General features: G+C 44.6%; 18 protein-coding genes. 11 read left to right on the forward strand and 7 right to left on the reverse strand.

Going from position 1 to position 24619, the window contains the following annotated elements; genetic code table 11:
• Window positions 1–32 precede the first annotated feature (32 nt).
• The 5 genes from CLV93_RS13630 (at window position 33) to CLV93_RS20130 (ending at window position 4480) form a co-directional block, all read left to right on the forward strand.
• Window positions 33–2093, forward strand: coding sequence for an alpha-ketoacid dehydrogenase subunit alpha/beta (locus CLV93_RS13630; RefSeq protein ID WP_106542765.1), 2061 nt, complete (start codon window positions 33–35; stop codon window positions 2091–2093).
• A 29-nt stretch (window positions 2094–2122) separates the two neighbouring features.
• Window positions 2123–2629, forward strand: a complete 507-nt coding sequence (locus tag CLV93_RS13635) for a flavodoxin (protein ID WP_106542766.1) — start codon at window positions 2123–2125, stop codon at window positions 2627–2629.
• A 218-nt stretch (window positions 2630–2847) separates the two neighbouring features.
• Window positions 2848–3612: a glucosaminidase domain-containing protein gene (locus CLV93_RS13640; protein ID WP_170108953.1), complete on the forward strand. Its 765-nt coding sequence runs from the start codon at window positions 2848–2850 to the stop codon at window positions 3610–3612.
• Window positions 3613–3705: 93 nt separating this feature from the next.
• Window positions 3706–4191, forward strand: coding sequence for a methylglyoxal synthase (locus CLV93_RS13645; protein ID WP_211297847.1), 486 nt, complete (start codon window positions 3706–3708; stop codon window positions 4189–4191).
• Between the two features lie 103 nt (window positions 4192–4294).
• A complete protein-coding gene (locus CLV93_RS20130) occupies window positions 4295–4480 on the forward strand; it encodes a hypothetical protein (protein ID WP_146142027.1) in 186 nt (61 codons plus the stop codon).
• A gap of 66 nt (window positions 4481–4546) precedes the next feature.
• Here CLV93_RS20130 and msrB read toward each other — a convergent pair whose 3' ends face one another.
• From msrB to gyrA, 3 genes are all read right to left on the reverse strand, one after another.
• On the reverse strand, window positions 4547–4954 hold the full coding sequence (gene msrB, locus CLV93_RS13650; protein ID WP_211297848.1) for a peptide-methionine (R)-S-oxide reductase MsrB: 408 nt from the start codon (window positions 4952–4954) through the stop codon (window positions 4547–4549).
• A gap of 372 nt (window positions 4955–5326) precedes the next feature.
• Window positions 5327–6502 (reverse strand): tetratricopeptide repeat protein, encoded by a 1176-nt coding sequence (locus tag CLV93_RS13655; protein WP_170108954.1) that lies wholly within the window; start codon window positions 6500–6502, stop codon window positions 5327–5329.
• A gap of 72 nt (window positions 6503–6574) precedes the next feature.
• Window positions 6575–9085, reverse strand: a complete 2511-nt coding sequence (gene gyrA / locus CLV93_RS13660) for a DNA gyrase subunit A (RefSeq protein WP_106542770.1) — start codon at window positions 9083–9085, stop codon at window positions 6575–6577.
• Window positions 9086–9444: 359 nt separating this feature from the next.
• On the opposite strand from gyrA, the gene CLV93_RS13665 reads away from it, so the two are divergent.
• On the forward strand, window positions 9445–11994 hold the full coding sequence (locus tag CLV93_RS13665) for an ATP-dependent Clp protease ATP-binding subunit (protein ID WP_106542771.1): 2550 nt from the start codon (window positions 9445–9447) through the stop codon (window positions 11992–11994).
• 54 nt (window positions 11995–12048) lie between these two features.
• Here CLV93_RS13665 and mazG read toward each other — a convergent pair whose 3' ends face one another.
• Window positions 12049–12834, reverse strand: a complete 786-nt coding sequence (gene mazG, locus CLV93_RS13670; protein WP_106542772.1) for a nucleoside triphosphate pyrophosphohydrolase — start codon at window positions 12832–12834, stop codon at window positions 12049–12051.
• A gap of 184 nt (window positions 12835–13018) precedes the next feature.
• On the opposite strand from mazG, the gene CLV93_RS13675 reads away from it, so the two are divergent.
• From CLV93_RS13675 to CLV93_RS13690, 4 genes are all read left to right on the forward strand, one after another.
• Entirely contained in the window at window positions 13019–13972 is a 954-nt protein-coding gene (locus tag CLV93_RS13675; RefSeq protein WP_106542773.1) for a PhoH family protein, read from the forward strand.
• Window positions 13973–14002: 30 nt separating this feature from the next.
• Complete coding sequence (locus CLV93_RS13680; RefSeq protein WP_106542774.1) at window positions 14003–14956, forward strand: phosphoribosylaminoimidazolesuccinocarboxamide synthase; 954 nt, start codon at window positions 14003–14005, stop codon at window positions 14954–14956.
• A 56-nt stretch (window positions 14957–15012) separates the two neighbouring features.
• Window positions 15013–15519 (forward strand): TlpA family protein disulfide reductase, encoded by a 507-nt coding sequence (locus CLV93_RS13685; protein ID WP_106542775.1) that lies wholly within the window; start codon window positions 15013–15015, stop codon window positions 15517–15519.
• Between the two features lie 110 nt (window positions 15520–15629).
• Window positions 15630–19487 (forward strand): PAS domain-containing hybrid sensor histidine kinase/response regulator, encoded by a 3858-nt coding sequence (locus CLV93_RS13690; protein ID WP_106542776.1) that lies wholly within the window; start codon window positions 15630–15632, stop codon window positions 19485–19487.
• Between the two features lie 50 nt (window positions 19488–19537).
• On the opposite strand, the gene CLV93_RS13695 is transcribed toward CLV93_RS13690, so the two are convergent.
• Together CLV93_RS13695 and CLV93_RS13700 are read right to left on the reverse strand one after the other, a co-directional pair.
• A complete protein-coding gene (locus CLV93_RS13695; protein ID WP_106542777.1) occupies window positions 19538–19978 on the reverse strand; it encodes a DUF5606 family protein in 441 nt (146 codons plus the stop codon).
• Window positions 19979–20109: 131 nt separating this feature from the next.
• Window positions 20110–22185 carry a TonB-dependent receptor plug domain-containing protein gene (locus CLV93_RS13700; protein ID WP_106542778.1) on the reverse strand — a complete coding sequence of 692 codons (2076 nt, stop codon included), beginning with the start codon at window positions 22183–22185 and terminating at the stop codon, window positions 20110–20112.
• A gap of 125 nt (window positions 22186–22310) precedes the next feature.
• Between CLV93_RS13700 and CLV93_RS13705 the strand changes: the two genes are divergently transcribed.
• On the forward strand, window positions 22311–23807 hold the full coding sequence (locus CLV93_RS13705; RefSeq protein ID WP_106542779.1) for a Gfo/Idh/MocA family protein: 1497 nt from the start codon (window positions 22311–22313) through the stop codon (window positions 23805–23807).
• Window positions 23808–23884: 77 nt separating this feature from the next.
• Here the strand turns inward: CLV93_RS13705 and CLV93_RS13710 are convergent, their stop codons facing one another.
• Entirely contained in the window at window positions 23885–24559 is a 675-nt protein-coding gene (locus tag CLV93_RS13710; RefSeq protein ID WP_106542780.1) for a zinc metallopeptidase, read from the reverse strand.
• Between the last annotated feature and the right edge of the window lie 60 nt (window positions 24560–24619).

Consider the following 24619-nt stretch of genomic DNA (forward strand, 5'->3'; position numbering starts at 1 on the left):
GATAAAAGATTATTACTACAAAAGGAGATAAAATGAAAGAGAATCTTCACGAACTTGAAGTTCCCAAGAAATACCATATTAAGAAGACCGATAAGGAGACCCTGGCTAAGTGGTTTTACCTAATGACCGTTGGTCGTGCTATTGATGAAAAGGCTCCCAATTACCTGAAACAGGCGATTGGATGGTCGTACCATGCACCATACGCCGGTCACGATGGAATCCAGCTGGCCATTGGTCAGGTTTTCGATAAGGAAACAGACCACCTGTTTCCTTACTACCGTGATATGCTGACCAACCTTTCGGCTGGGATGACTTCCGAAGAGTTAATCCTGAACGGAATTTCGAAAGCAACTGATGTTACTTCGGGTGGCCGGCACATGTCGAACCACTTTGGTAAACCCGAGTGGAACATTCACAACGTTTCATCGTGTACCGGTAACCATACGCTTCATGCTGTTGGTGTGGGACGTGCCATGCGTTATTACAAACACAAGGGCGTTTCCATCAGTTCGCAGGGAGAATCGTCGGTGTCTGAAGGATACGTTTATGAAGCCATCAACGGTGCTTCGAACGAGCAACTACCCGTGATATTCGTTTTACAGGATAATGGTTACGGAATTTCGGTTCCGAAACGTGACCAGACGGCCAACCGAAAAGTGGCTAATAACTTCACCGGATTCAAAAATCTGCGTATCATCCATTGTAACGGTAAGGACGTATTCGATTCGATGAATGCCATGGCTGAAGCAAAAGCGTGGTCGATTGAGAACCAGATGCCGGTGATTGTTCAGGCCAACTGCGTGCGTATTCATTCACACTCGAATTCCGACCGTCACGAACTGTATCGTAACGATTACGAGTTGAATTATGTGTCGGAATACGACCCGCTGGGCAAATTCCGCCGGATGTTGCTTCGTTACAACCGCTTCACGGAAGATGAGCTGGACGAGTTGACCAACAAGGCTTTACAGGAAGTTAAGGATGTACACAAGAAAGCGCTGAAAGCTCCGGATCCGGATCCGGAATCTATCTTCGATTTTGTACTTCCCGAGCCTTACGTGTCAGAAAATTACCCTGACGGAACCCACAACGAAGACGGCGATAAAAAGAAACTAATCGAAGCTTTGAACGGTACCTTGAAAGAGGAATTCCGTCGCAACCCCGATACTTTTATTTGGGGACAGGATATGGCCAACAAGGACAAAGGCGGTATCTTCAACGTTTCGAAAGGAATGCAGCAGGAATTCGGTATCGAGCGCGTATTTAACGGCCCGATTGCCGAGGACTATATCACAGGAACAGCCAACGGAATGTCCCGCTTCAAAGAGGATATCCGTATTGTGGTAGAAGGGGCTGAATTTGCCGACTATTTCTGGCCGGCAATGGAGCAGTTTGTGGAAATGACGCACGAATACTGGCGAACCAACGGTAAATTTTCTCCGAATGTGACCATTCGTCTGGCTTCCGGAGGATACATCGGTGGTGGTTTATATCACTCACAGACCATTGAAGGTGCTCTATCGACATTCCCGGGTATCCGCATTGTGTATCCGTCGTTTGCTGACGATGCAGCCGGACTGCTTCGTACGTCCATTCGTTCCAAAGGACCGACGTTATTCCTCGAACCGAAAGCGCTTTACAACTCACCGATTGCCGCTACGCCAATCCCTGAAGAATTTGAAGTACCTTTCGGCAGGGCACGCGTGCGCAAAGAAGGGTCCGATTTGACTGTTATCACTTATGGTAATACAACCCATATGTGTCTTAATGCAGCTAACAAACTGGAAGAAGAAGGCTACAGCGTAGAAGTAATTGACCTGCGTTCACTGATTCCGCTCGATAAGGAAACCATTCTCGAATCGGTTAAGAAGACCAACAAGGCAATTGTTGTTCACGAAGATAAAGTGTTTGCCGGCTTTGGTGGCGAAATCGCTGCGACCATTACGTCGGAAGCGTTCGAATACCTCGATGGTCCGGTGCAACGCGTTGGTTCAACCTTCACACCTGTTGGTTTTAACCGTATTCTTGAAAAAGCCATTCTTCCGAACGATGATAAGGTTTACGATGCGATGGCCAAATTGCTCAAGTACTAAAACTTTAGTTGAAGATTAATCAGTAGAAAATGAAAAAAATAGGATTATTCTATAGTTTCCATACACAGAAAACCGCTAAAGTGGCCGAGAAAATACAGAAAGCTTTTGACGAAAAAGGCATCGAGGCCATTAATGTGGAAGAAGTGGATGAGAAGACTTTCTTGAAATATGACAATTTGATTCTGGGCGTTCCAACCTGGTTTGACGGCGAATTACCCAACTACTGGGATGAATTTGTTCCGGCCATCGAAGAGATGGACCTAAAAGGCAAAAAAGTTGCCATTTACGGATTGGGTGACCAGGTCAATTATCCCGAAAATTTCTGTGACGGAATTGGCATTCTGGGCAAACTGATGGAACAGCAGGGCGCTGAGCTCGTTGGTTTTGTTTCGGCCGATGACTACAACTTCGAAAGCTCAAGAAGCGTTCGGGGTGACAAATTTGCAGGACTTGCGCTTGACCAGGAAAATCAGGCACGTAAAACCAATAAACGTATCGAAGATTGGGTAGCTGACCTTAAGAAGTCATTTAGCTGATTACCAGATACAATTTATTGACAAGATAAACGATACCATGCTGCGGGAGGTTCTCCCTGGCATGGTATTCGTATATTTAGGCTACATTTGTAGCATAATTTCAACTTATGAAACTAAGGCAAAGAAACAGACTATTTCAAATTATTGTTGTTACCGGAATAGTGATATTAGTTGCTTTACTGACCCGAACACCCGAATTCAAAACCCGAAATATACAGATGCTGGAGAAAAACATTACCAGCGTCGACAGCATTATTCCACCCGGCGATTCCACTATTGTTCCGGTTAAATACCAGGGAGTTCCCGATTTTACCGATCTCGATCCACAGGTTCGCAAAGAAAAATTTATCCAGTTTATGCTCCCGGCCGTTCTGATCGTTCGCCACCAGTTACTGGAAGACCTGCGGCATGTCGAATACATTGAGGACCGGAAAGCTAAAGGTGATCCGATCGCTCCGGCTGATACCGTTTTCCTTCATCGTATGTTCTCGAAATATCGGACTGATTCCGTCAATGTGCTGAAACGGAGGATTTACCCCCATCCTGTGAGTCTGGTAATTGCGCAGGCAGCGCTGGAATCAGGTTGGGGTACCTCTCGGTTCTTCCGTAAGGGAAATAACATTTTCGGCGTCTGGTCGTTCAACAGCGACGATTCACGTATTGCTTCGAAATACAAGCGCAACGGACGGACGGTCTACCTTAAGAGCTATGACTCTTACATTCAGTCCATCAGCAACTATTATCTAACCATTGCCCGAGTACCGTATTACAAGAAGTTTCGGAAGGAACGTTGGAAAGGCGCTTCGTCGCTTGATTTGCTGCCATATTTGAGTCGGTATTCGGAAAAAAGCCAGTACGCCCAACTGGCTGGTTCCATTATCCGTGAAAACGGAATACAGAAATACGACAAGTACTCATTAAGAGAATATGAACACAAATCGGGCATTATGTTGCTTATTCAGGATAAGTTGAAGTTTTGGTAAGCATTTTTTCGTCTCTGATGTTATGTTTATTTATTAGTTTTACGACAAAATAATATCAGGATTTACCGCCTGTGTGGAATAAATCAGGATATAATGACAGAAATAATGAAAAAGAAGAAAAGAATTGCACTGGTTGCCCATGACAACCGGAAGAAAGATATGATCGAATGGGTTAGCTACAACTGGAAAGAGCTGGCTCAGCATTCGCTGGTAGGAACCGGTACTACGGGTAGATTGGTAGAGGAAACCATCAACCAGAAATGCATTGAAAACGATGCGGTTCCACCCGAAGTAACCCGCTTAAAATCAGGACCATTAGGTGGAGATCAACAACTGGGTTCAATGATTTGCGAAGGCTTGATCGATATGGTTATCTTTTTCTGGGACCCGATGCAACCACAGCCACACGACGTCGATGTGAAAGCTTTACTGCGTATCTCAGTATTGTACAATATCCCGACGGCTTCAAACCGTTCAACGGCAGATTTTCTGATTTCATCAGAACTGTTTCACAAAGAATACAAGCCGCGTATTAAGGATTATTCAGGCTACATTACCCGTTCCATTGATATGGAGTAGGAGCCTCTGTGATATTTATTTAACCTTTACATAACAATTTTATTCATTTCTCTCTGACTGAAAGGCCGTAACTTTATATTGTTAACCTCTAATCCCTTGAGTTATGAGAAGAAAGAGAGAGAAATTGAGAAAAATGATTAAAGCCATGTATCTTCTGAAGGAAGTTATTGGCGAGAAGCAGGAAAATGACGTGTCGTTCAGTAAAACTCCCAAAAAGAAAATCATTGCCGATCTCAACGAGATTATTGATTTGAGCCTGGAAGATTATTATTCGACAAATTTATCCTGATGAAATACATGTTATTACGTAACACCAACTGAAAACATCGCCACAGATTGCTGAGACGGTGTTTTTTTATTTTACTGATTCAGCCGCAGTATCGGGTACAAATTTTAAGGCAGCAGAATTAATACAGTAACGCAGGCCCGTTGGTGGCGGGCCGTCATTGAAAACATGCCCTAAATGAGCACCACAGTGTGCGCAGCGTACTTCCGTCCGAATCATACCGTGACTGGTATCTCTTACTTCCTTGATGTTTTTGTTATTCGCGATATCGCTAAAGCTGGGCCAGCCACAACCTGACTGGAATTTGGAATCGGAATCGAACAGCAAAGCACCGCAACAAACACAGTGATAGGTACCTTTTTGATAGAAATCGTAGTAAACGCCGGTAAATGGTCTTTCAGTAGCCGATTTCCGCGTAACTTCATATTGCAACGGCGTCAATGTTTCTTTCCATTCTTGGTCAGTCTTCTTTACCATAGTTTGCTCGCTTTGTTTCGATTTATGACTTTGTGCCTGGGATGTAAACATTCCAGACCAAATTATACCGATAATGAGAATAGTCCGTTTCATGCTACTACATACGTAATCCAGACAATTTTGTTTATTCGCTGGCATTTTATCTCAATGAGATTTTCATATTTACTAAAAGCTGCACGTTGCACATAAAGAAAGCCGCCTGAATCGGTATTTTGTAGTGATAAGTTGTGTTGAGTGAATTGATTTCTGTTAATATTCACTCCTTACTCACTTTTCAACATGCTTGTCTTATAATTAATATTATGTTATTTTTATAAACAGAAAAACAGGGAAGCGATTTGGCCTCCCTGCTCTTATGATATTATTTACAGATTATTTCAAGCTGTCGAGCTTTGCTGACACTTCTTTGAATTTATCCATCATTTTCAAACGGTAGTACAAATTCTTCAGGTGCTCCAGGATAAAACGATCCTTCGGATTCAGCGTACTGGCTTTTTCCATATAAGGAATTGCTTTCTTGAACTGAACATCAGCTTTTGCTTTTTCTGCTTCGTACTTGTCCTGTTCTGTCGGCGGAATTTTCGCAGCAACTTCCAGCTGTTTTACACCACGGTTGAAATAAACCACACCCATGTTGTAATAAGCGTCGGCAAATTTCGGATTTACTTCCGTTGCCTGCTGGTAAGCTTTCAGTGCTTCATCCGAACGGCCCAGTTTGTCGAGAGCGGCTCCTTTAGCAAAATAGAAAGTCGGGTTTTTCGGATCTTTCTCAATTGCTTTGTTAAGATACGAGATGGCATCTTCTGATTTGTTTTTCGACATGTAGTAGTTAATCAGAGAAACCAGAATATTCTGACTTTCAGGATAAGCTTCGAAACCTTCTTTCATTGCATTAACAGCAGCGGTGGTATCCCCCATTGCTTCGTATGCATTGATGATCTGGCCATAAGAAGCGCCGCCGTTATAGTCATACTTGATGCACTGCTTAAAGTAATCAATTGCTTTCTTGTACTGCTTGGCATTGGTTGCCGCCAAACCAGTGTTGTAAATAATTACTGTATCAACCGGTGTATCTTTTTTGAACATATCGGTTTTCTCGACATCGAGAATGTTTTCGAAGTACTTGGTCGCTTCGTCATATTTCTCTGCCTGGAAGGCGTTCACAGCAGCCTTTGTCAAATCCTGAATCAGGAATGTGAGCTTAATTTTAATGGCGTTGGTATAACGGCCTTTATCATCCAATGACAAAGCTTTCATATATGACTTGTAAGCTTCTTCCAAAGGATTATCGCTCAGCTTTTTATAGTTTTCGTCTTTTGAGGCGAAAATTGCCTGATAGATTTCACCGCGAACTTCCCAGGTACGAGGCCAATCAAGTGTTTTGTCTGATTTTGGATTATCCGGACTAATTGTATACTCAATTGTCTCCAAAGCCTTGTCGAGCTTTCCGCTTTCCTTGTAATTTTCAGCGCTGGATACTTTACCTTTCTGCGCGAATACAGTAGTCCCCGCGAGAAGTAAAATGGCTACAAAAAATACTTTTTTCATGTTTGAATTGATTATCATTTTGCTAATTACAAATTTGCTTGATTTTTCAGAAAGTACAAACTTTCCAACCAATTATTCTGATACTTCATCATTTGATTCATTATCAGCCTCTAATACATCATCTGAAGCTTCAATTTCAGTCTCGGATGCCTTCACCCGGGCAACAGATGCAATCTTATCGGTATCTTTCAGGTTGATCAGTTTAACTCCCTGAGCTGCACGACCTGTCATCCGAATATCCTCGACGGGAACACGAATGGTCACACCTGTTTGGGTAATGATCATCAGGTCATCATCGTTGCTTGCGCTTTTAATCGCTACCAACGATCCGGTTTTCGGGGTAACATTCAGCGTTTTAACTCCTTTACCTCCCCGGTTGGTAATCCGGTAGTCATCAATCTTAGAACGCTTTCCGAATCCATTTTCGGAAACAACAAGGATATCCTCGCTTTCATTCTCTACACAAACCATACCAACCAGCTCGTCGTTCTCTCCTCCCAGTGTAATTCCGCGGACTCCAGCGCCTGTACGACCAATGGCCCGAACCTTATCTTCGGGGAAGCGGATGGCTTTTCCAGTACGAACCGCCATCATAATTTCGTGATTACCGTTGGTCAGACGTGCTTCCAGCAACTGGTCATTTTCACGAATGGTAATGGCATTTACTCCGTTTTGACGCGGACGGGAATATGCTTCAAGCGAAGTCTTCTTGATAACTCCCTTCTTGGTACAAAGAATGATGTAGTTATTATTGATGTACTCTTCATCCTTCAGATTCTTGACATTGATGAAAGCCTTGACGTTGTCATCCGGTTCAATATTCAGGAGGTTCTGAATAGCACGGCCTTTGGAAGCCTTCGCCCCTTCCGGAATTTCATACACTTTCAGCCAGAAACATTTACCTTTTTCGGTAAAAAGAAGAATGGTATTGTGCATCGTAGCGATGAACATGTGCTCGAGGAAGTCTTCATCACGGGTTGTCGAACCGCGGGAGCCAACGCCTCCGCGCGATTGTGTGCGGAACTCAGTCAATGGAGTACGCTTCATGTATCCCATGTGCGAAATGGTAATTACCATTTCATCATCGGCGTAGAAATCTTCCGGGTTGAATTCTTCTGCTGAATGGATGATTTCCGTTTTTCTTTCATCCCCGTAGCGACTTTGGATCTCAGCTAATTCATCCTTAATAATCTGCATCCGAAGTGGCTCGTTGGCCAGAATATCTTTCAGATGTTCGATTTGCTTCATCAGCTCATCGTATTCTTCGTGCAGCTTATCGCGTTCAAGTCCGGTCAGCTTCTGAAGACGCATATCGAGAATAGCGCGCGCCTGAATTTCGTCCAACTCGAAATTGGTCATCAAACCTTCTCTCGCTTCTTCCGGCGTTTTGGAACCGCGAATCAAACTGATGACAGCGTCCAGATTGTCGATTGCGATAATCAAACCGCGCAAGACGTGTGCTTTCTTTTCTGCCTGATCCAGCTCATATTGTGTGCGACGCACAACCACTTCGTGACGGTGCTCGACAAAATAGTGAATCAGGTCACGAAGGTTCAGCATGCGGGGCCGGCCTTTAACCAGTGCAATGTTATTAACGCTGAAAGTCGACTGCAGCTGTGTGTATTTGTAAAGCTTGTTCAGCACCACACTGGCCATGTCATCGCGTTTGATATCTACCACGATGCGCATTCCTTTGCGGTCCGACTCATCATTTACGTTGGCAATTCCATCAATTCTCTTTTCATTAACAAGGTCAGCGATTTTGATAATCAATTCAGCCTTGTTAACCAGGTATGGAATCTCTGTAATAATCAGCTTTTCTCTTCCGTTCGGAGCTACCTCGATCTCTGATTTACCACGCATCACAATCCGGCCGCGACCAGTCTCGTAGGCTTCGCGCACTCCAGAGTAGCCATAAATGATTCCTCCTGTCGGGAAATCAGGTGCTTTGATTAAATCAATCAACTCGTCCATTTCGATGTCCGGGTTGTCGATATAAGCATTGATCGCCTCAATGGTATCGGTCAGGTTGTGTGGCGGCATATTCGTTGCCATACCGACAGCAATACCTGATGCACCGTTAACCAAAAGGTTCGGAAATTTGGCCGGGAGAACGGTGGGTTCTTTCAACGACTCGTCGAAGTTGGGTGCAAAATCAACCGTATTCTTGTCCAGGTCGGCTAATGCCTCTTCGGCAAGTTTCTGGAGGCGAGCCTCCGTGTACCGCATGGCAGCAGGACTGTCACCGTCAACTGAACCGAAGTTTCCCTGCCCATCAACCAGCCGGTATCTCATGGACCATTGCTGTGCCATACGAACCATGGCAAAATATACCGAGGAATCACCATGAGGGTGATATTTACCCAGCACTTCACCAACAATCCTTGCTGATTTCTTATACGAGCGATTGGAGTAGATTCCCAACTCTCCCATCCCAAACAAGATTCTTCGGTGAACAGGCTTCAGCCCGTCCCGAACATCCGGAAGAGCTCTCGATACAATCACCGACATCGAGTAATCGATGTAGGCAGATTTCATCTGCTCTTCGATATTTATCTTAATTATCTTTTCTCCGTCAGCCATTTATTTTAAATTAAAAATTTCTAACGTGTCTTTTAAGGTCACACAAAAATAGTAAAATATGGGTATCTCAGTGAATTATTTGCGCTTCAATTTACTAACAAATTCAAGTTGCTGCTTTACATATTATTTATGCATTTTAATGACGAAAAGACAGTTATTTTACCTATTTTGACAGCTAATAAATTATGAATAGGTAAACTTTCTCGTTTACAGCGCAAATCCACTGAACATGCATGTACAGTCGGTTGTTAATTTGGCTAAAACATCATGAAAAAACTGAAATAATAGCTATTTTAGTAATTCCGGATTCCCCGGAACAGTATTTGATAAGCAATTGCAAACACAGTTAGCTGATGAGTATGGATTCAAAATTTTCACCCAGAATAAAAGACGTCCTTTCCTACAGTCGTGAAGAAGCCATTCGGTTGGGGAATGATCATATAGGCACCGAACACCTTTTCCTCGGGATTCTCCGGGACGGTGAAGGCGTTGCCATTGATATTATGACCCAATTAGGAATTGACTTTTCCGGCATTAAAAAGGATGTGGAGAAAGCAGTTATTAATGATAAGCCTTTGGAACCTGATGCATCGGTACCATTGATGAAAAGTACCGAAAAGGTCCTCAAAATAGTGTACCTCGAAGCGCGCTCATTGAACGAACAGACCATTAGTACCGGACATCTGCTTCTGGCTATTTTGAAAGATCAAAATAGTCTGGTTAGTCAGTTGTTTAACGACTATGGACTCGGTTACGATGACGTGAAGACGGAATTGGAGCACCTTTCGAAGACAGAAAACAAATCCGATTTTCCGGAAGACAGTGATGACCAGGATGAAATGTATGGTGGTCGTGGCAGCGGTACAGGCGGTTCCGGAAGTGCCAAAGGTTCTTCCCCTAAAACAGAAACACCGGTACTCGATAATTTCGGTATTGATATTACCAAGGCTGCGGTTGAAGGAAGTCTTGACCCGATAGTTGGCCGCCAGAAAGAAATTGAACGGATTGCCCAGGTGCTGAGTCGTCGTAAAAAGAACAACCCTGTACTGATTGGTGAGCCTGGCGTTGGTAAATCGGCCATTGTCGAAGGTTTGGCATTGCGCATTGCTCAGAAGAAAGTTTCCCGTGTGCTGTTTGACAAGCGCGTGGTTAGCCTCGATTTGGCTTCAATCGTAGCTGGCACCAAATATCGCGGTCAGTTCGAGGAGCGAATGAAAGCAATCCTGAATGAACTTTCAAAAGTGGACAACGTGATTCTTTTCATCGATGAGATTCACACCATCGTTGGTGCCGGCGGAGCAACCGGTTCGCTGGATGCAGCCAATATGCTGAAACCGGCCTTGGCACGTGGTGATATTCAATGTATTGGCGCAACCACACTGGATGAGTACCGTCAACACATCGAAAAAGATGGTGCACTGGAACGTCGTTTTCAGAAAGTGATGGTTGAACCAACCAGCATTGAGGAAACCATCGAGATTCTGAATAATATTAAAGAACGTTACGAGGATCACCACAACGTGATGTACACCCCGGAAGCTATTGACGCCTGCGTTAAGCTGACGACTCGCTACATTACCGACCGGCATCTTCCCGATAAGGCTATTGATGCGCTGGACGAATCGGGTTCCCGCGTTCATATTTCCAACATTACGGTTCCCGATCGGATTGTGAAGTTAGAAGAGGAAATTGAAGATACCCGGAACGAAAAAATCCAGGCGGTAAAAAGCCAGAATTTTGAATTGGCTGCCAGCTTCCGTGACAAGGAGAAAAACCTGCTTGCAAACCTCGACAAAGAGAAGGAAGATTGGGAAAAAGAGCTGGAAAGTCATCGTGAAACCGTTGGCGAAGAACAAGTTGCCGATGTTGTTTCCATGATGTCGGGTATTCCGGTACAGCGTATCGCCGAAGCGGAAGGTAAAAAGCTGAAAAATATGCTGGCCGACCTGAAAGCAAATGTGATTGGTCAGGATGAAGCGCTGACAAAAATTACCAAGGCAATTCAGCGTAACCGTGCCGGACTGAAAGATCCGAATAAACCGATTGGTACCTTCATTTTCTTAGGTCCAACCGGTGTAGGTAAAACCCAGTTGGCAAAGGTTTTGGCTGAATACCTGTTCGATACAACCGAAGCGTTGATTCGTATCGACATGAGCGAATACATGGAGAAATTTTCCGTCTCGCGTCTGGTTGGTGCACCTCCGGGATATGTCGGTTACGAAGAAGGTGGACAGCTGACCGAGAAAGTCAGAAGAAAGCCCTACGCGGTTGTACTGCTCGACGAAATCGAGAAAGCGCATCCTGATGTGTTCAACCTGTTGCTTCAGGTACTCGACGAAGGACGCTTAACCGACAGTTTAGGCCGTAAAATCGATTTCCGGAACACGATTATTATTATGACATCGAATATCGGAACCCGCCAGTTGAAAGACTTCGGACAGGGGCTGGGATTCAATATAAGAAAGTCTCCGGATGAAGAAAACGAGCACGCCAAATACATCATTCAAAAGGCCTTGAAACGCGCGTTTGCACCTGAGTTTCTAAACCGTGTAGATGATGTCGTACTCTTCAACACCTTGTCGAAAGAGCACATTAGTAAGATTATCGACATTGAGCTGAAAGGACTGTTTGAACGCGTTGAAGCATTGAATTACAAGCTTAAAATCACTGCGAAAGCGAAAGATTTTATTGCCGGAAAAGGCTTTGACCCGCAGTTTGGTGCACGTCCGTTGAAACGGGCTATTCAGAAATACCTGGAAGATGAAATGGCTGAAGCCATTATTCAGAACCGGATTGAAGATGGCTCGACGATAACGATTGATTACAATGCCAAAGAAGATAAGATGGTGGTGAAAATTGTTTCTCCGACAGAACCACCCAAAGCTTTGGAAAATAACAATAACAACTAAAAAAAGCGGTCCTTTCGGGGGCCGCTTTTCTTTACATCAATTTATTTACCACGATTACTTCTTATCAAGCTTTTTGGCCTCTTCCCAGTAATGATCCATCTCTTCCAGGCTCATATCATGAAGTGAGCGCCCGTTTCCCAGTGTTTTTTCTTCCAAATAATTGAAACGACGAATGAATTTCCGGTTAGTTCGTTCCAGCGCTGTTTCCGGATCGATATCGTACAACCGTGCGGCATTGACCAGCGAGAAAAGCAAATCACCAAATTCCTGTTCCAGCTTTGCCTGATCATTTGCTCTCATTTCGTGTTCAACTTCCGACAACTCTTCTTTCACCTTGTCCCAAACCTGTTCGCGTTCTTCCCAGTCGAAGCCTACTCCCCTCACCTTTTCCTGAATACGATTGGCTTTTATCAATGCTGGAAGCGAAGCCGGCACACCTTCCAATACTTTCTTTTTGCGCCCTTTCTCTTTTAATTTGAGCGCTTCCCAGTTCTCTTCTACCTCGGAAGCATCTGCCACTGAAACATCGCCAAATACGTGCGGATGACGGTAAATCAGCTTTTCGTTAAGCGAGTTGATCACGTCTTCGATGTCAAACGCTTCCATCTCGTCACCGATTTTGGCATAAAAAACGATGTGCAGTAGAATATCGCCTAATTCCTTTTTTATTTCCGCCATGTCGCGCTCAATGATGGCATCTCCCAGTTCGTATGTTTCTTCAATGGTCAACTTGCGAAGCGATTCAAGGGTTTGTTTGCGGTCCCAGGGACATTTTACCCTAAGCTCATCCATAATATCCAGCAACTTTCCGAAGGCCTCCAGCTGTTCTTTCTTCGCCATTTATTGATTATTTTTTGGTAATAAAATTCATTTTCTCTGAACCAATTCGGCTTTCCCGAGTTTTGATTTGCGAACGAAGTTAACAAATTCTTGTGTAGGGTTAATCTGTTGGGCTGTTACCTTAGCAACACGAAAAAAAGTGTTTATTTTGTAGTGCCTCTCAGAAAGGTGATAATAACTGTTTATGATCGAAAAGATTTTTGAACTCGAAGGCGTAGAACATACTTCTTTCTTTGGAGTAAGGAACAGTAAAATTGAACTGATAAAATCCTACTTCCCAAAACTCATCATCACAGCCCGCGGGCACAATGTTAAAGTAAAAGGTGACCCTGCAGAAATAGAGGAATTTACCACAAAATTTCAGCTGGTTCTTGACCATTACTACCACTACAATTCCTTGTCGGAAGAAAGCATTCATCAAATTATGATGGACGCGGTGACGACAATCGAGCAACAGTTTCCCGGACAGGAAGATATTTTACTCTTCGGAAATTCCGGAAAACCGATACGTGCCCGCACGCCCAACCAGCGAAAACTGGTCGAAAAAGCAAAGAACGACGATTTGATTTTTGCCATCGGACCGGCTGGTTCCGGAAAGACCTACACGGCCATTGCCCTGGCCGTTCGCGCGTTGAAAAACCGTGAAATCAAGCGGATTATTTTGAGTCGTCCGGCAGTGGAAGCTGGAGAAAATCTGGGGTTCCTACCGGGAGATTTAAAAGAAAAAATCGATCCGTACCTGCAGCCATTGTACGATGCGCTGCTCGATATGATTCCTCCGCGTAAGCTGGAAGAGTTCCTGAAAGATGGTGTAATTCAGATTGCACCGCTGGCATTTATGCGGGGGCGAACGCTCAGCAATGCCTACGTCATTCTGGATGAAGCACAGAATACATCCATCCCCCAGCTGAAAATGTTTTTGACCCGGATGGGACTGAATACCAAGTATGTAATTACCGGCGATATTACACAGATTGATTTGCCGAAAAAGCAGCCGTCGGGTTTGATAATGGCACTAAGGATTTTAAAGAATCTGGAAGGAATTTCCATCATCGAATTCGACAAGGGCGATATTATCCGGCACCGTTTGGTACGCGACATTGTAGAGGCGTACGACCGTTACGACGATTCGAAATAAGCAATATAAAAACCGTTAAACTTAATCAACATGAGCAGTAAAGCCATTACTCAGACAGATTTCAATTTTCCCGGACAAAAAAGCGTTTACAAAGGAAAAGTACGTGATGTGTACAACATCAACGACGACCACCTCGTAATGATTGTATCCGACCGTATTTCTGCCTTCGATGTGGTGCTCCCTGAAGGGATTCCTTACAAAGGACAGGTTCTGAACCAAATTGCAGCCAAGTTCCTGGATGCAACTTCGGACATTGTTCCGAACTGGAAAATTGCTACTCCGGATCCGATGGTAACCGTTGGACATATGTGCGAACCGTTTAAGGTTGAGATGGTCATTCGCGGGTATCTCACCGGTCACGCCTGGCGCGAATACCGCGACGGAAAACGCTCGTTGTGCGGCGTTCCACTCCCGGAAGGAATGATAGAGAATCAGAAGTTCGATCAACCGTTGCTCACTCCTACTACCAAAGCCGATGAAGGCCATGATGAAGATATTTCCCGTGAGGAAATTCTGGCCCAGGGATTGGTAAGCGAGGAAGACTACGTATTACTGGAGAAATACACACGCGAATTATTTCAGCGGGGAACGGAAATGGCGGCCGAAAAAGGATTGATTTTGGTGGATACCAAGTATGAATTCGGTAAGAAAAATGGAAAAATCTACCTGATCGACGAGATTAATACGCCTGATTCATCGCGCTATTTCTATGCCGATGGATACGAAGAAAGACTGGCCAAAGGCGAAAAACAGAAGCAGCTATCAAAAGAATTTGTACGCCAGTGGCTGATAGAAAATGGTTTCCAGGGACAAGAAGGCCAAAAAGTACCGGAAATGAATGAAGATTTCGTTAACCAGGTTTCTGAGCGTTACATTGAGTTGTTTGAAAAAATCACCGGCGACAAATTTCAGAAAGCTGAAGCCAGCGATGTTGCAGCTCGTATTGAAGAAAATGTAACGAACTACATTAAGCAGAATCTTTGATAATTTCCATCATTAACTAATGATTTAGTTGATGGGTATTCATTAAAATAAATCAGATGAAAAAAACCATCCTCCTCAGCCTGTTTCTGGCTTTTGCCACATTGGCTTTCGCCGATGGAAAAGGAACAAAGGTAGAAACGGGACAACCGGTTCCTGAATTCAAATTTCACGATCAAAACGGGAAAAAGGTCTCCATTGCTGATTTCAAAGGTAAGGTGGTCGTAATTGATTTTTTTGCCACCTGGTGTCCGCCTTGTCGGAAAGAGCTTCCTGAAGTTCAGACAAAAATATGGGACAAATACAAGGACAATCCCAATTTTGCCCTGTTTGTTTTCGGTCGTGAGCAGAAAGCGACGGAACTGGATAAATTCAAGAAGGAGAATCACTACACCTTCCCCATCATTCCTGATGAAAAGCGGAAAATCTTTAGCTTGTTTGCCGATCAGTACATTCCCCGCACCTTCGTTATCGACCAAGCCGGGAAAATTATTTTTGATTCTGTCGGCTATAGCCAGAAAGATTTTCAAAAACTGCTGAATGTATTGGCGAAGAACATTCAGTAATAACACCATTACAAGATAAGCCGGGGGAATCGATTGATTCCCCTTTTTTTGTTCGTTATTTTGTCGAGACTCCCCTTTTGTCTACATTTATTTTTATTTAACAGGAATAAATGGCGGAAAGCAATGACATCCATCGGCTTCGGGAACGTGTAGCTGAATTGGAAAACAGAGTAAAAGAACTGGAGAAGATTCATGACCTGACTGGAACCGGGTATTTCAAAGATGACGGTTCCAAAGGATATTGGTCGGATGAATTGCTGAAAATCACCGGGTATCAGCGTGGAGAAACAGACGAACGGTTCTACTCTTTCCTTGACACCGTTGTGCATCCGGAGGATTTGGAGTACATCGACCGCCAGCACACGGCGCTAACGCCCGGAACGAACCGGATTCTCAACTACCGTATCGTCAGAAAAGACAGAAGTATTCTGCTGGTTCAGGAAAATGTCCGGCTGGATGTTACTCCTGATAAGCAGAGAATAATAACCGGTGCCATCAGGGACATTTCCGACATTTTTACCGTTGATGCAACGCAGAAAGAAAACCGTACCTCCTATCGTGCATTGATTAATGGCGCCAACGACCGGATTGCTTTACTGAAGGAAGACCAGACAAAAGTACTGGTGAATACGGCCTACTACCAATCGCTGGGCTTTGACGAGTCAGACCAACAGGAGTTGCTGGAGCGCAACCTGGTTTCCCCGGAAGACAAAATGGCTTATGACGATGCGATTTGTCAGGCGTTGACCTCTGGCAGTTCGGTTGCCGAATACCGCGTGCTCGCTCGCAATGGTTCTGTTCACCATATGGACACCCGCTTTACCCGAATTTGGTCCGATAACGGGACGACGCCTTATATTCTCCAGATTTCACGCGATGTCAGCTCTTTGAAAAAAGCGGAAGAAAAACAATCGGAAAGCGAAAAAAAATTCCGCCAGTTATTCGAAATGTCTAACGACGCTATTCTTTTATTAAAGGAGTCGGGCGAGATAGTGGATTGTAACCGCAAAACTAACGATCTCTTTGAAATGGAACGTGAGGCGTTAATCGGGCGTTTCCCCTGGGAATTATCACCTGAAACGCAACCCGATGGAGCACTTTCCAGGGAAAAAGCACTGAACATTTTCCAAGACGCTTTATCCGGAAAGAAACCGGTATTCAGGTGGGAACATCTGAGTCATAAAGGGTATTTGTTTGATGCTGAAATTCAAATCACTGCCATTCAGGTTAATAATCAAAAACTTCTGCTGAGCAACCTGCGGGATATCACCAAACAAAACCTGGCCGAAAGCGCGCTGCTCGAATCAGAGCAGAAATTCCGTAAGTTCTTCGATACCAGCTTGCTTGGAAACATCATCGCTTTAGCTGATCATTCCTTTGCCGAAGTAAATGATAAGGCTTGTACGATGCTGGGATATTCGCAGGCAGAATTCAAGGTGATGAACTGGAACCAGATCATTCATCCCGATGATCATTCAGAACTGCTTTTCGAAGTTGGACAAATTTTTCAGGGAAAGAAAAAAGAAATCACCCGCGAAGTAAGGCTCGAGCGCAAGAATGGTCATCTGTTATTTGGACTGGTGGCAATAACGCCGCTCAGGAACGACGCCGGACATGTATACGCCATTCTTACTTCATTACTCGATATCACCGACAGGAAATTAGCTGAAAACGCTTTAAAACAAAGTCAGAATCGGCTTTCATCAATCTTTGAAAATGCTCCGTTGGGTATCATTATCCTCGACGGTGACGGCAAGCTTTTCATGTGGAATGAGCGGTTTGTCAGCATTCTGAATGCCCGCGGTGAACGAATTGACATGAATTACATTGCCCGGCACATGCACCCCGATGACGTGAACGATGCCCGGGAGGCATTGAAACGGTTAATTGTCGGCCGGACAGATTCGCTCGTGATGACCAAAGCTTACCGATTGGATAATTCTGAAACCTTATGGCTGAAAGTAACCGCTTCTTCCATTAAATCCGATAGCAATGACGTTCAGTATATCGTGTGCATGATTGAGGATATCACCACACAGACTTCCATTAGTGAATCGCTGAAAGCCAGCGAACAGCGATTCCGGTCCTTATTTTCGCATATGCGCAACGGCTTTATGATCATCGATGTAATAAAAGATGAAAATGATCGCATTGTAAATTTTCAGTTTGCTGAAGTTAACGAAGCGATTGAAGAAGTAACCGGCATTTCCCGAACTCAGTATGCCGCCAAACTTGCTTCCACTTTGATGGGAAGGCAGTCGCGCTATTGGTTTCCGTATATCGAAGAAATACTGAAGAGTCAATCGGTTATCCGTGAAGAATTCTTCATTAAAGATACGGGGCGATACCTCGAAATCACAGCTTATCCTTTGCAGGGAAATCAAATTGCAGCGATACTGGAAGACGTAAGTGAGCGAAAAATGACCGAAACTTCGCTCATGGTTAACGAGCAAAAGTTCCGAAGCCTGGCCGAAAATAATCAGGATGCCATTATTCGCTACGATAGTCATCAATGGGTAACGTACCTGAACCGGCAAGCAGAAGAGCTTTTTCAGGTCCGGCTGATTGATATCATGAGTCAACCACTTCCTGAGAAAGTATGGAAGAAAAGCCAGCGGAAAAAATGGCAGGAAACGCTGGATTATGTTTTAAAATCCGGCGAATCGAAACACATCGAGACGCACCACAAAAGAAAAGGGAAACAGGTCATCATGCTCTGGCGCCTCACGCCCGAGTTTTCGACGAACAACAAGATCATTTCCATTCTCGCCGTATCGCGGGATGTTACGCTCATGAAAGAGGCGCAACAGCAACTGTTGGTGGCCAAGGAAAAAGCGGAGGAGAGCGACAAATTGAAATCGGCATTCCTGGCTAACATGTCCCATGAAATCAGGACTCCGCTGAACGGAATAATGGGCTTCGCCGAGCTGCTGAAACTGTCGAATATTGGTGAGGATGAAAAACAGGACTTCCTGGAAAACATCACGCAAAGCGGATATAAACTGCTCACGATTATCAACGACATCCTCGACCTGTCGAAGATTGAAGCCGGCCAGATTAATATTGTTCGCAATCGTTTTTCGGTTAACCGGATGCTGAATGACCTGTACAAACTCTTTCAGCCGAAGCTCAGTCTTTCGAATTCGAAGGTGAGTATGTCAGTTACGACTACATTGGAGGACAACGAAAGCTTTATTTACAGCGACGAAGGCCGATTGCGACAAATCATCATCAACCTGGTTGACAATGCACTTAAATTTACCGAAGAAGGTGAGATTGAATTTGGTTACGAAATTATCGACCATTCGCAGATTCGCTTTCTCGTTAAGGATTCGGGAATTGGAATTCCTGATGATAAACGCCAGGCCATTTTCGAACGATTTAGACAAGCGCAGGACACGCACCTAAACAAATACGGAGGCACTGGCCTGGGATTGTCTATCGCGAAAGGTTTTGCAGAGCTACTCGGTGGAACTATCGATTTTACTTCGGAAGTTGGTAAAGGCACCACTTTCTATCTAACACTTCCCTTCCCTGCCGGTTCGGATCACAAACCCGAAAATACCTCACCTGATGAGTTAGCTTTTGACCCGGAAATGTACGACTGGACCGGTAAGAAAATTCTGTTGATTGACGACGATCGGAGTAATTTCTTCCTGTTGAGAAGACTACTTAAAGAGACAGGATGTAAAGTTGATTTTGCTCAAAATGCAAGCGAAGGGTTAGACAATTTAATAAATAACGAATATTCGACTATACTAATGGACATTCGTCTGCCTGACATCAACGGGTTTGATTTGACAAAAAAGCTAAGAAAAGAACAGAACGATATTCCGATTATTTTCCAAACGGCTAATGCCGTGGAGCAGGATCGGAAGAAGGCATTTGAAGTGGGTGCCGATGATTTCCTTTCCAAGCCACTCGATTTCGAAGATCTGTTTCATGTGCTCGAGAAATTTCTGCAATAAAAAAAGGGCACTCTAAACTGAATGCCCTCTTTTCTATCTAAATGTAAGTTTTATTCTTTGCTATCATCAGCTTCTTCCGAAGTTTCGCTTTCTTCTGACTCTTCTTCGTCTTCGTCGTTAAGCAGCTCCTTTTCCTGAAGCAGATTATACCACTGAATCACTTTCCGGATATCGGAAATGTAAACCTGGTCGCGATCATACTCAGGCAAAACTTCACCAAAATAATTGGTAAGCTCTTCGGTTGATGCCTTATGGCTGATGGCCTTTCCACCATCTTCCTTCTCCATGATGTTTTTGAAGACTTCTTTCAACGGAACATCTTCCTGCGAAGTATAAATGGCAATATCTTCCAGCGAGCTGATTTTAGAGCTGGCAAATGCCGGCATCTTTTTACCGTTCAGCAACGATTCTACGATGATGTTATTCTTTCCTTCGGATACTACTTTAAAAAGTCCGGGCTGACCGGAAATCGCCAAAATTCCTTTTAACATATGCTTCGTTTCTTATTTTTTGGTGCACGAATATAGTAAATAAATTGGCGCAAAACGTTGACACCTGTTCAGTGGATTCAATCCGGAACGTATTTTTTCCAACATCCCGGACTGAATCCTTTTAGATATTATCAGAGATCGATTTGCTGCATAATTCCAAAGCGAATCCATCGACCTGGCTGTACCAGATTTCCGAAATCGTAATAGGTTCTATCCAACAGATTGGAAACTCCCATGTAGATATTCGTTCCTTTTTTCTTCCAATACAAACGGGCGTCAGCTAACCAGAATGGCTTGTAATCTACCTCTTGTCCATAGCCGGTTCCGGTCCATTGGGTGTAAGCGCCGTTTCTATCCTGATAAGAGAACTGCCAGTTGGCACCGAAATGATTCCAGATAGCATGCGAAATACCGATATCGAGCTTGTTCTTCATGTAATCGAGCACATAGCGCGACGCATAAATCCCACTCTGCTTGTTCTGGTTCATCCAGGCGTACGATACTTCCACATAGTGCAGGAACGTTTTCTGTCCAAGCAGCTGGTCCAGACTGACGCGCGCCGAAAACTCAATTCCGTCGGTATTTATTTTCGTCAGGTTCTCGGCGTGCCACACCGTCTCATTGGGTTGATGAACCCAGTCGATCATGTTCTTTCCCCAGCGATGAAACCAGGAAACGTGCCCTATCAGACCTTTCTGTTCCAATTTGATACCTGATTCCAGAGTGGTTGCTTCTTCCGGTTTTAAATCCGGATTTCCGACATTCGTCGGACTACTGTAATACAAATCGGTAAAGGTTGGCATACGCAGTGACTTATTCACCGATGCATACCAGCGGGCTATCTTGCTGAAATTCCAACTGATATCAGCTCCGGGGTACAAATTCCATTTCATCCCCAGCTGCGAGTTCCAGTTGGTCATCAGTCCGGCCGAGAACATCCAGTTTTTCAAGTAAACCGAATGCTCCAGAAATATACTGAAGTTGGTCCGGGAATCTGATTTCGTAAACTGAATTCCATCTTCTCCCGGAACATTAATTGGCTTGTCCATTTCTTTTCCCAACACGGTACTCCAGATGTTTTCACTCCGGAAATCGGAACCAAACGCTGTTTTCCCTAACGGTGAAGTAAACCAGGCATTCAGATTCGTTCCGTACACATCGGTCAGATGATAATTGTGCTGTGTGTACCACGAAGGCGCATCGACCATACCACGGAACAGTTCAAACTTGTCCTGGTTCCGCCGCCAGTAAACCGATGGCGTGAAATGCACAACCTTTCCGGTCTCCATTTTAGCTGACGCGAAAGTAGTTTTGATACGCTCGTACTGATTGGGAAATGCAGGCGTATAGAAGCTGTTCGCTCCAAATCCCCGGTTGGTATAACCAGTCTGGATTTCCAGGTTGCCTGCATTGGTCATGATTTTCCCCTCGTAGAATCCTTCACCGATGTTGAAATCCGTGTTGCTAATGTAACCATCGGATTTCCGGTAATCAGCTGCCACGAAGTTTTTCATGTGTTTCGAAACCCAGGTACCCGACAAACCGGCATTATAATAGCCGTGCTGTCCGCCTGCTGCGCGTACTTTTACATTCGAATGGTCACTGGTTCCGGTAATGATGTTAATGGCTCCGCTGAAGGCGTTGGGTCCGTAAACCCTTGATGCGGGCCCTTCGAGGATTTCGATGCGTTCCACTGCATCGAGGCTGATGGGGAGATTTAAATTGTGGTGACCCGTTTGTGGGTCGGTGATGTTGATGCCGTTGAGAAGGATTAAAACCTGGTCGAAAGAACCACCGCGGATACTGACATCGGCCTGGACGCCGAAATTGCCGCGTTGTCGTACATCAACATTTAGGGCATACTCTAAAAGGTCCTGAATACTCTGAACCGGAGCAGCCTCAATTTCGTCCTTCCCGATTACGGTAACGACACGAGCCACCTGCGAGAAGGTTACAGGGGCACGTTGCGCACTCACCACAACCTCACCGACCGGATGGGTATCCTTTGTCAGATCAAGGGTGTCGCGGCGGGCATCCATAAGGTTGGTTGCTGCGTTCGAGGGTAAGGCGTGCAGGAGATACATCACTCCCAGCGAGCCAATGCGCAAAACTTTGTGCAGGCTGCTGAAGACGGAGTATCCTTTCCGGCCCCACTTTTTGAACGTCACCACTTCGGATGCCTGGCGCTTGCCAGTTGTTTTGTTCATAAAATGATTATTTAAGTTAAAATGAAACGGCGCAAAGTTAGGCAATCATTTCTTTTATTACTTTCAATTTTGGATCTTAGTACCTGACACCGACCGAAACTAACACAAACTGATACTACTAGATAATGAAGACTAACCGAAGAAATTTTTTCCGCCTTGCGGGAATAACCGGTGCCGGAATTCTTTCCGGCGGAATGGCATCCTGCCAGCAAGAAATCCAAAACACAACGCCAATAAGTTCCCTTCCTGAAATTGAAGAGGCCGTTAAAAAGAAACATACACAGCGATTTAATATGTCGGGTTATGCCGCTCCGAAAATGGACAAAGTGCGAATCGGATTTATTGGTCTCGGCGATCGGGGTTCCGGCGCTGTCGTCAGAATGGCCCACATCGACGGGGTTGAAATCAAAGCGCTTTGCGACAAACGACCTGCAGCAGTTGAAGCTTCCCAAAAGACGCTTGTTGAGATGGGGCTTCCGGAAGCAACAACCTATACCGGCGATGAATCGGCATGGAAAGAGCTATGCCAACGCGATGATTTAGACTTGGTATACATCTGCACACCGTGGAGCTGGCATACGCCGATGTCGATTTATGCCATGGAAAACGGCAAACATGCGGCAACGGAAGTTCCTGCTGCAACCACAGTTGACGAAGCCTGGCAACTGGTTGAAACTTCGGAAAGAACAAAGAAGCATTGCATGATGCTGGAAAACTGTTGTTACGACTTCTTCGAGTTGCTTACGCTGAATATGGCCCGGCAAGGTTATTTCGGTGACATTGTGCATGCCGAAGGAGCTTATCTGCATACCTTACTCGGAATGAATTTCGCCAAGCCACAGGACAATAAGCAATCCGACGGAGCCTATACCGATATGTGGCGATTGAAGGAAAATTTCCGGAATGGAAACCTTTATCCTACTCATGGTTTGGGCCCGGTTTGTCAGGTGATGAATGTCAATCGCGGTGATAAGATGGAATACCTAACAGCCATGCAAACCAACGATTTTCAGATGGCCCAGATGGCCAACGAATTAGCAAAAGAGGATTCGTTTTATGAAGAGTTTGCAAGGAAACAATACCGGGGAAACCACAATACCACATCGATACGAACGGCTAAAGGAAGGACCATAACCGTAAAACACGATGTAACCTCTACCCGTCCCTATTCCCGTATTCACCAGATTACAGGAACAAAAGCCACTGCTCAAAAATGGCCGTCTCCTCAGCGAATTTCCATTGAACATCGCTGGGCTTCGCCCGAAGAATTCAAAAAGTTTGAAGATCAATATACACCGGAAATTGTAAAAAGAGTTGGTGAAATGGCGAAAGAAGTTGGTGGACATGGCGGCATGGATTTCATTATGGACTGGCGATTGATAGATTGTTTGCGCAATGGCTTGCCACTGGATCAAGACGTATACGACGCTGCGTTGTGGAGCGTTGTAGCACCATTGAGCGAATGGTCGGTTGCGAACCGTTCAAACTCCATTGAAGTTCCCGATTTTACCTGTGGTTCGTGGGAAAAGAATACTCCGGTTGACCTTTCGATGAAAGAAGGAGGTAATACACGGGTTGTTAATCCTGAAAAAGCTGACAAAACAAAGCAACTACAAGTGTAGTCCGGAGATAAAAAAGGTCTGCTTCCCCTCGGAAACAGACCTTTTAATCTATGAAAGGACATAATTACACTGTTGTCTTATCTTCGGGCTCCCATAAATATTAGTATATAATAAATAAGGGTGGCCAACGACGCCAGAGCTGCAACTACATAAGTGTATGCGGCCCACTTTAAGGCGTCAAAAGCTTTTTCCTGTGTCTGAACGGTTGTAATCCCGGTTGTTTTCAACCAGGCCAAAGCGCGACTACTGGCATTAATTTCTACCGGAAGGGTAATGAAACTAAACAACGTAGTCAGTCCAAACAGGATGATACCGATCAGCATAATAGCCGGGAAACGCTGAACAGTAAAAATACCGGCCAGCAAAATCCACATAGTATATTTCGACGTGGCGCTCACAATCGGGACTAATTTTGAGCGTAAGCCCAACCACTCGTAAGCTCTGGCGTGTTGGACCGCGTGTCCACATTCGTGAGCTGCGATGGCTGCAGCTGCAATACTATGACCGTAATACACATCACGGCTCAGATTAATTGTTTTGTTGGCAGGATTATAATGGTCGCTTAGCTGCCCCGAAACGGTTCCAATCCTTACGCCTTGAATTCCATGATCCCGCAACATCTGCTCAGCCACGTCACGTCCGCTCATTCCGTTTGCCGTCGGAATCTTGCTATATTCTTTGAAGCGGCTTTTCAGCTGGTAACTTACCAACCAGCTCAATAGAGCAAAACCGATGAAAATAATCCAAATCATATCTTTTTGTTTTTAGTTTTTCATGTTTGTCATAACATCGTGAGATGAACAAATGCCCTG

The organism is Prolixibacter denitrificans (assembly GCF_003014495.1).
GTDB classification, from domain to species: Bacteria; Bacteroidota; Bacteroidia; order Bacteroidales; family Prolixibacteraceae; genus Prolixibacter; species Prolixibacter denitrificans.

Excerpts from the sequence above, each read along its gene's own strand:
- CLV93_RS13630 (WP_106542765.1), top strand. The coding sequence starts at position 33 with ATGAAAGAGAATCTTCACGAACTTGAAGTTCCCAAGAAATACCATATT.
- CLV93_RS13635 (WP_106542766.1), top strand. The coding sequence starts at position 2,123 with ATGAAAAAAATAGGATTATTCTATAGTTTCCATACACAGAAAACCGCT.
- CLV93_RS13640 (WP_170108953.1), top strand. The coding sequence starts at position 2,848 with ATGCTGGAGAAAAACATTACCAGCGTCGACAGCATTATTCCACCCGGC.
- CLV93_RS13645 (WP_211297847.1), top strand. The coding sequence starts at position 3,706 with ATGACAGAAATAATGAAAAAGAAGAAAAGAATTGCACTGGTTGCCCAT.
- CLV93_RS20130 (WP_146142027.1), top strand. The coding sequence starts at position 4,295 with ATGAGAAGAAAGAGAGAGAAATTGAGAAAAATGATTAAAGCCATGTAT.
- msrB (WP_211297848.1), bottom strand. The coding sequence starts at position 4,954 with ATGGTAAAGAAGACTGACCAAGAATGGAAAGAAACATTGACGCCGTTG.
- CLV93_RS13655 (WP_170108954.1), bottom strand. The coding sequence starts at position 6,502 with ATGAAAAAAGTATTTTTTGTAGCCATTTTACTTCTCGCGGGGACTACT.
- gyrA (WP_106542770.1), bottom strand. The coding sequence starts at position 9,085 with ATGGCTGACGGAGAAAAGATAATTAAGATAAATATCGAAGAGCAGATG.
- CLV93_RS13665 (WP_106542771.1), top strand. The coding sequence starts at position 9,445 with ATGGATTCAAAATTTTCACCCAGAATAAAAGACGTCCTTTCCTACAGT.
- mazG (WP_106542772.1), bottom strand. The coding sequence starts at position 12,834 with ATGGCGAAGAAAGAACAGCTGGAGGCCTTCGGAAAGTTGCTGGATATT.
- CLV93_RS13675 (WP_106542773.1), top strand. The coding sequence starts at position 13,019 with ATGATCGAAAAGATTTTTGAACTCGAAGGCGTAGAACATACTTCTTTC.
- CLV93_RS13680 (WP_106542774.1), top strand. The coding sequence starts at position 14,003 with ATGAGCAGTAAAGCCATTACTCAGACAGATTTCAATTTTCCCGGACAA.
- CLV93_RS13685 (WP_106542775.1), top strand. The coding sequence starts at position 15,013 with ATGAAAAAAACCATCCTCCTCAGCCTGTTTCTGGCTTTTGCCACATTG.
- CLV93_RS13690 (WP_106542776.1), top strand. The coding sequence starts at position 15,630 with ATGGCGGAAAGCAATGACATCCATCGGCTTCGGGAACGTGTAGCTGAA.
- CLV93_RS13695 (WP_106542777.1), bottom strand. The coding sequence starts at position 19,978 with ATGTTAAAAGGAATTTTGGCGATTTCCGGTCAGCCCGGACTTTTTAAA.
- CLV93_RS13700 (WP_106542778.1), bottom strand. The coding sequence starts at position 22,185 with ATGAACAAAACAACTGGCAAGCGCCAGGCATCCGAAGTGGTGACGTTC.
- CLV93_RS13705 (WP_106542779.1), top strand. The coding sequence starts at position 22,311 with ATGAAGACTAACCGAAGAAATTTTTTCCGCCTTGCGGGAATAACCGGT.
- CLV93_RS13710 (WP_106542780.1), bottom strand. The coding sequence starts at position 24,559 with ATGATTTGGATTATTTTCATCGGTTTTGCTCTATTGAGCTGGTTGGTA.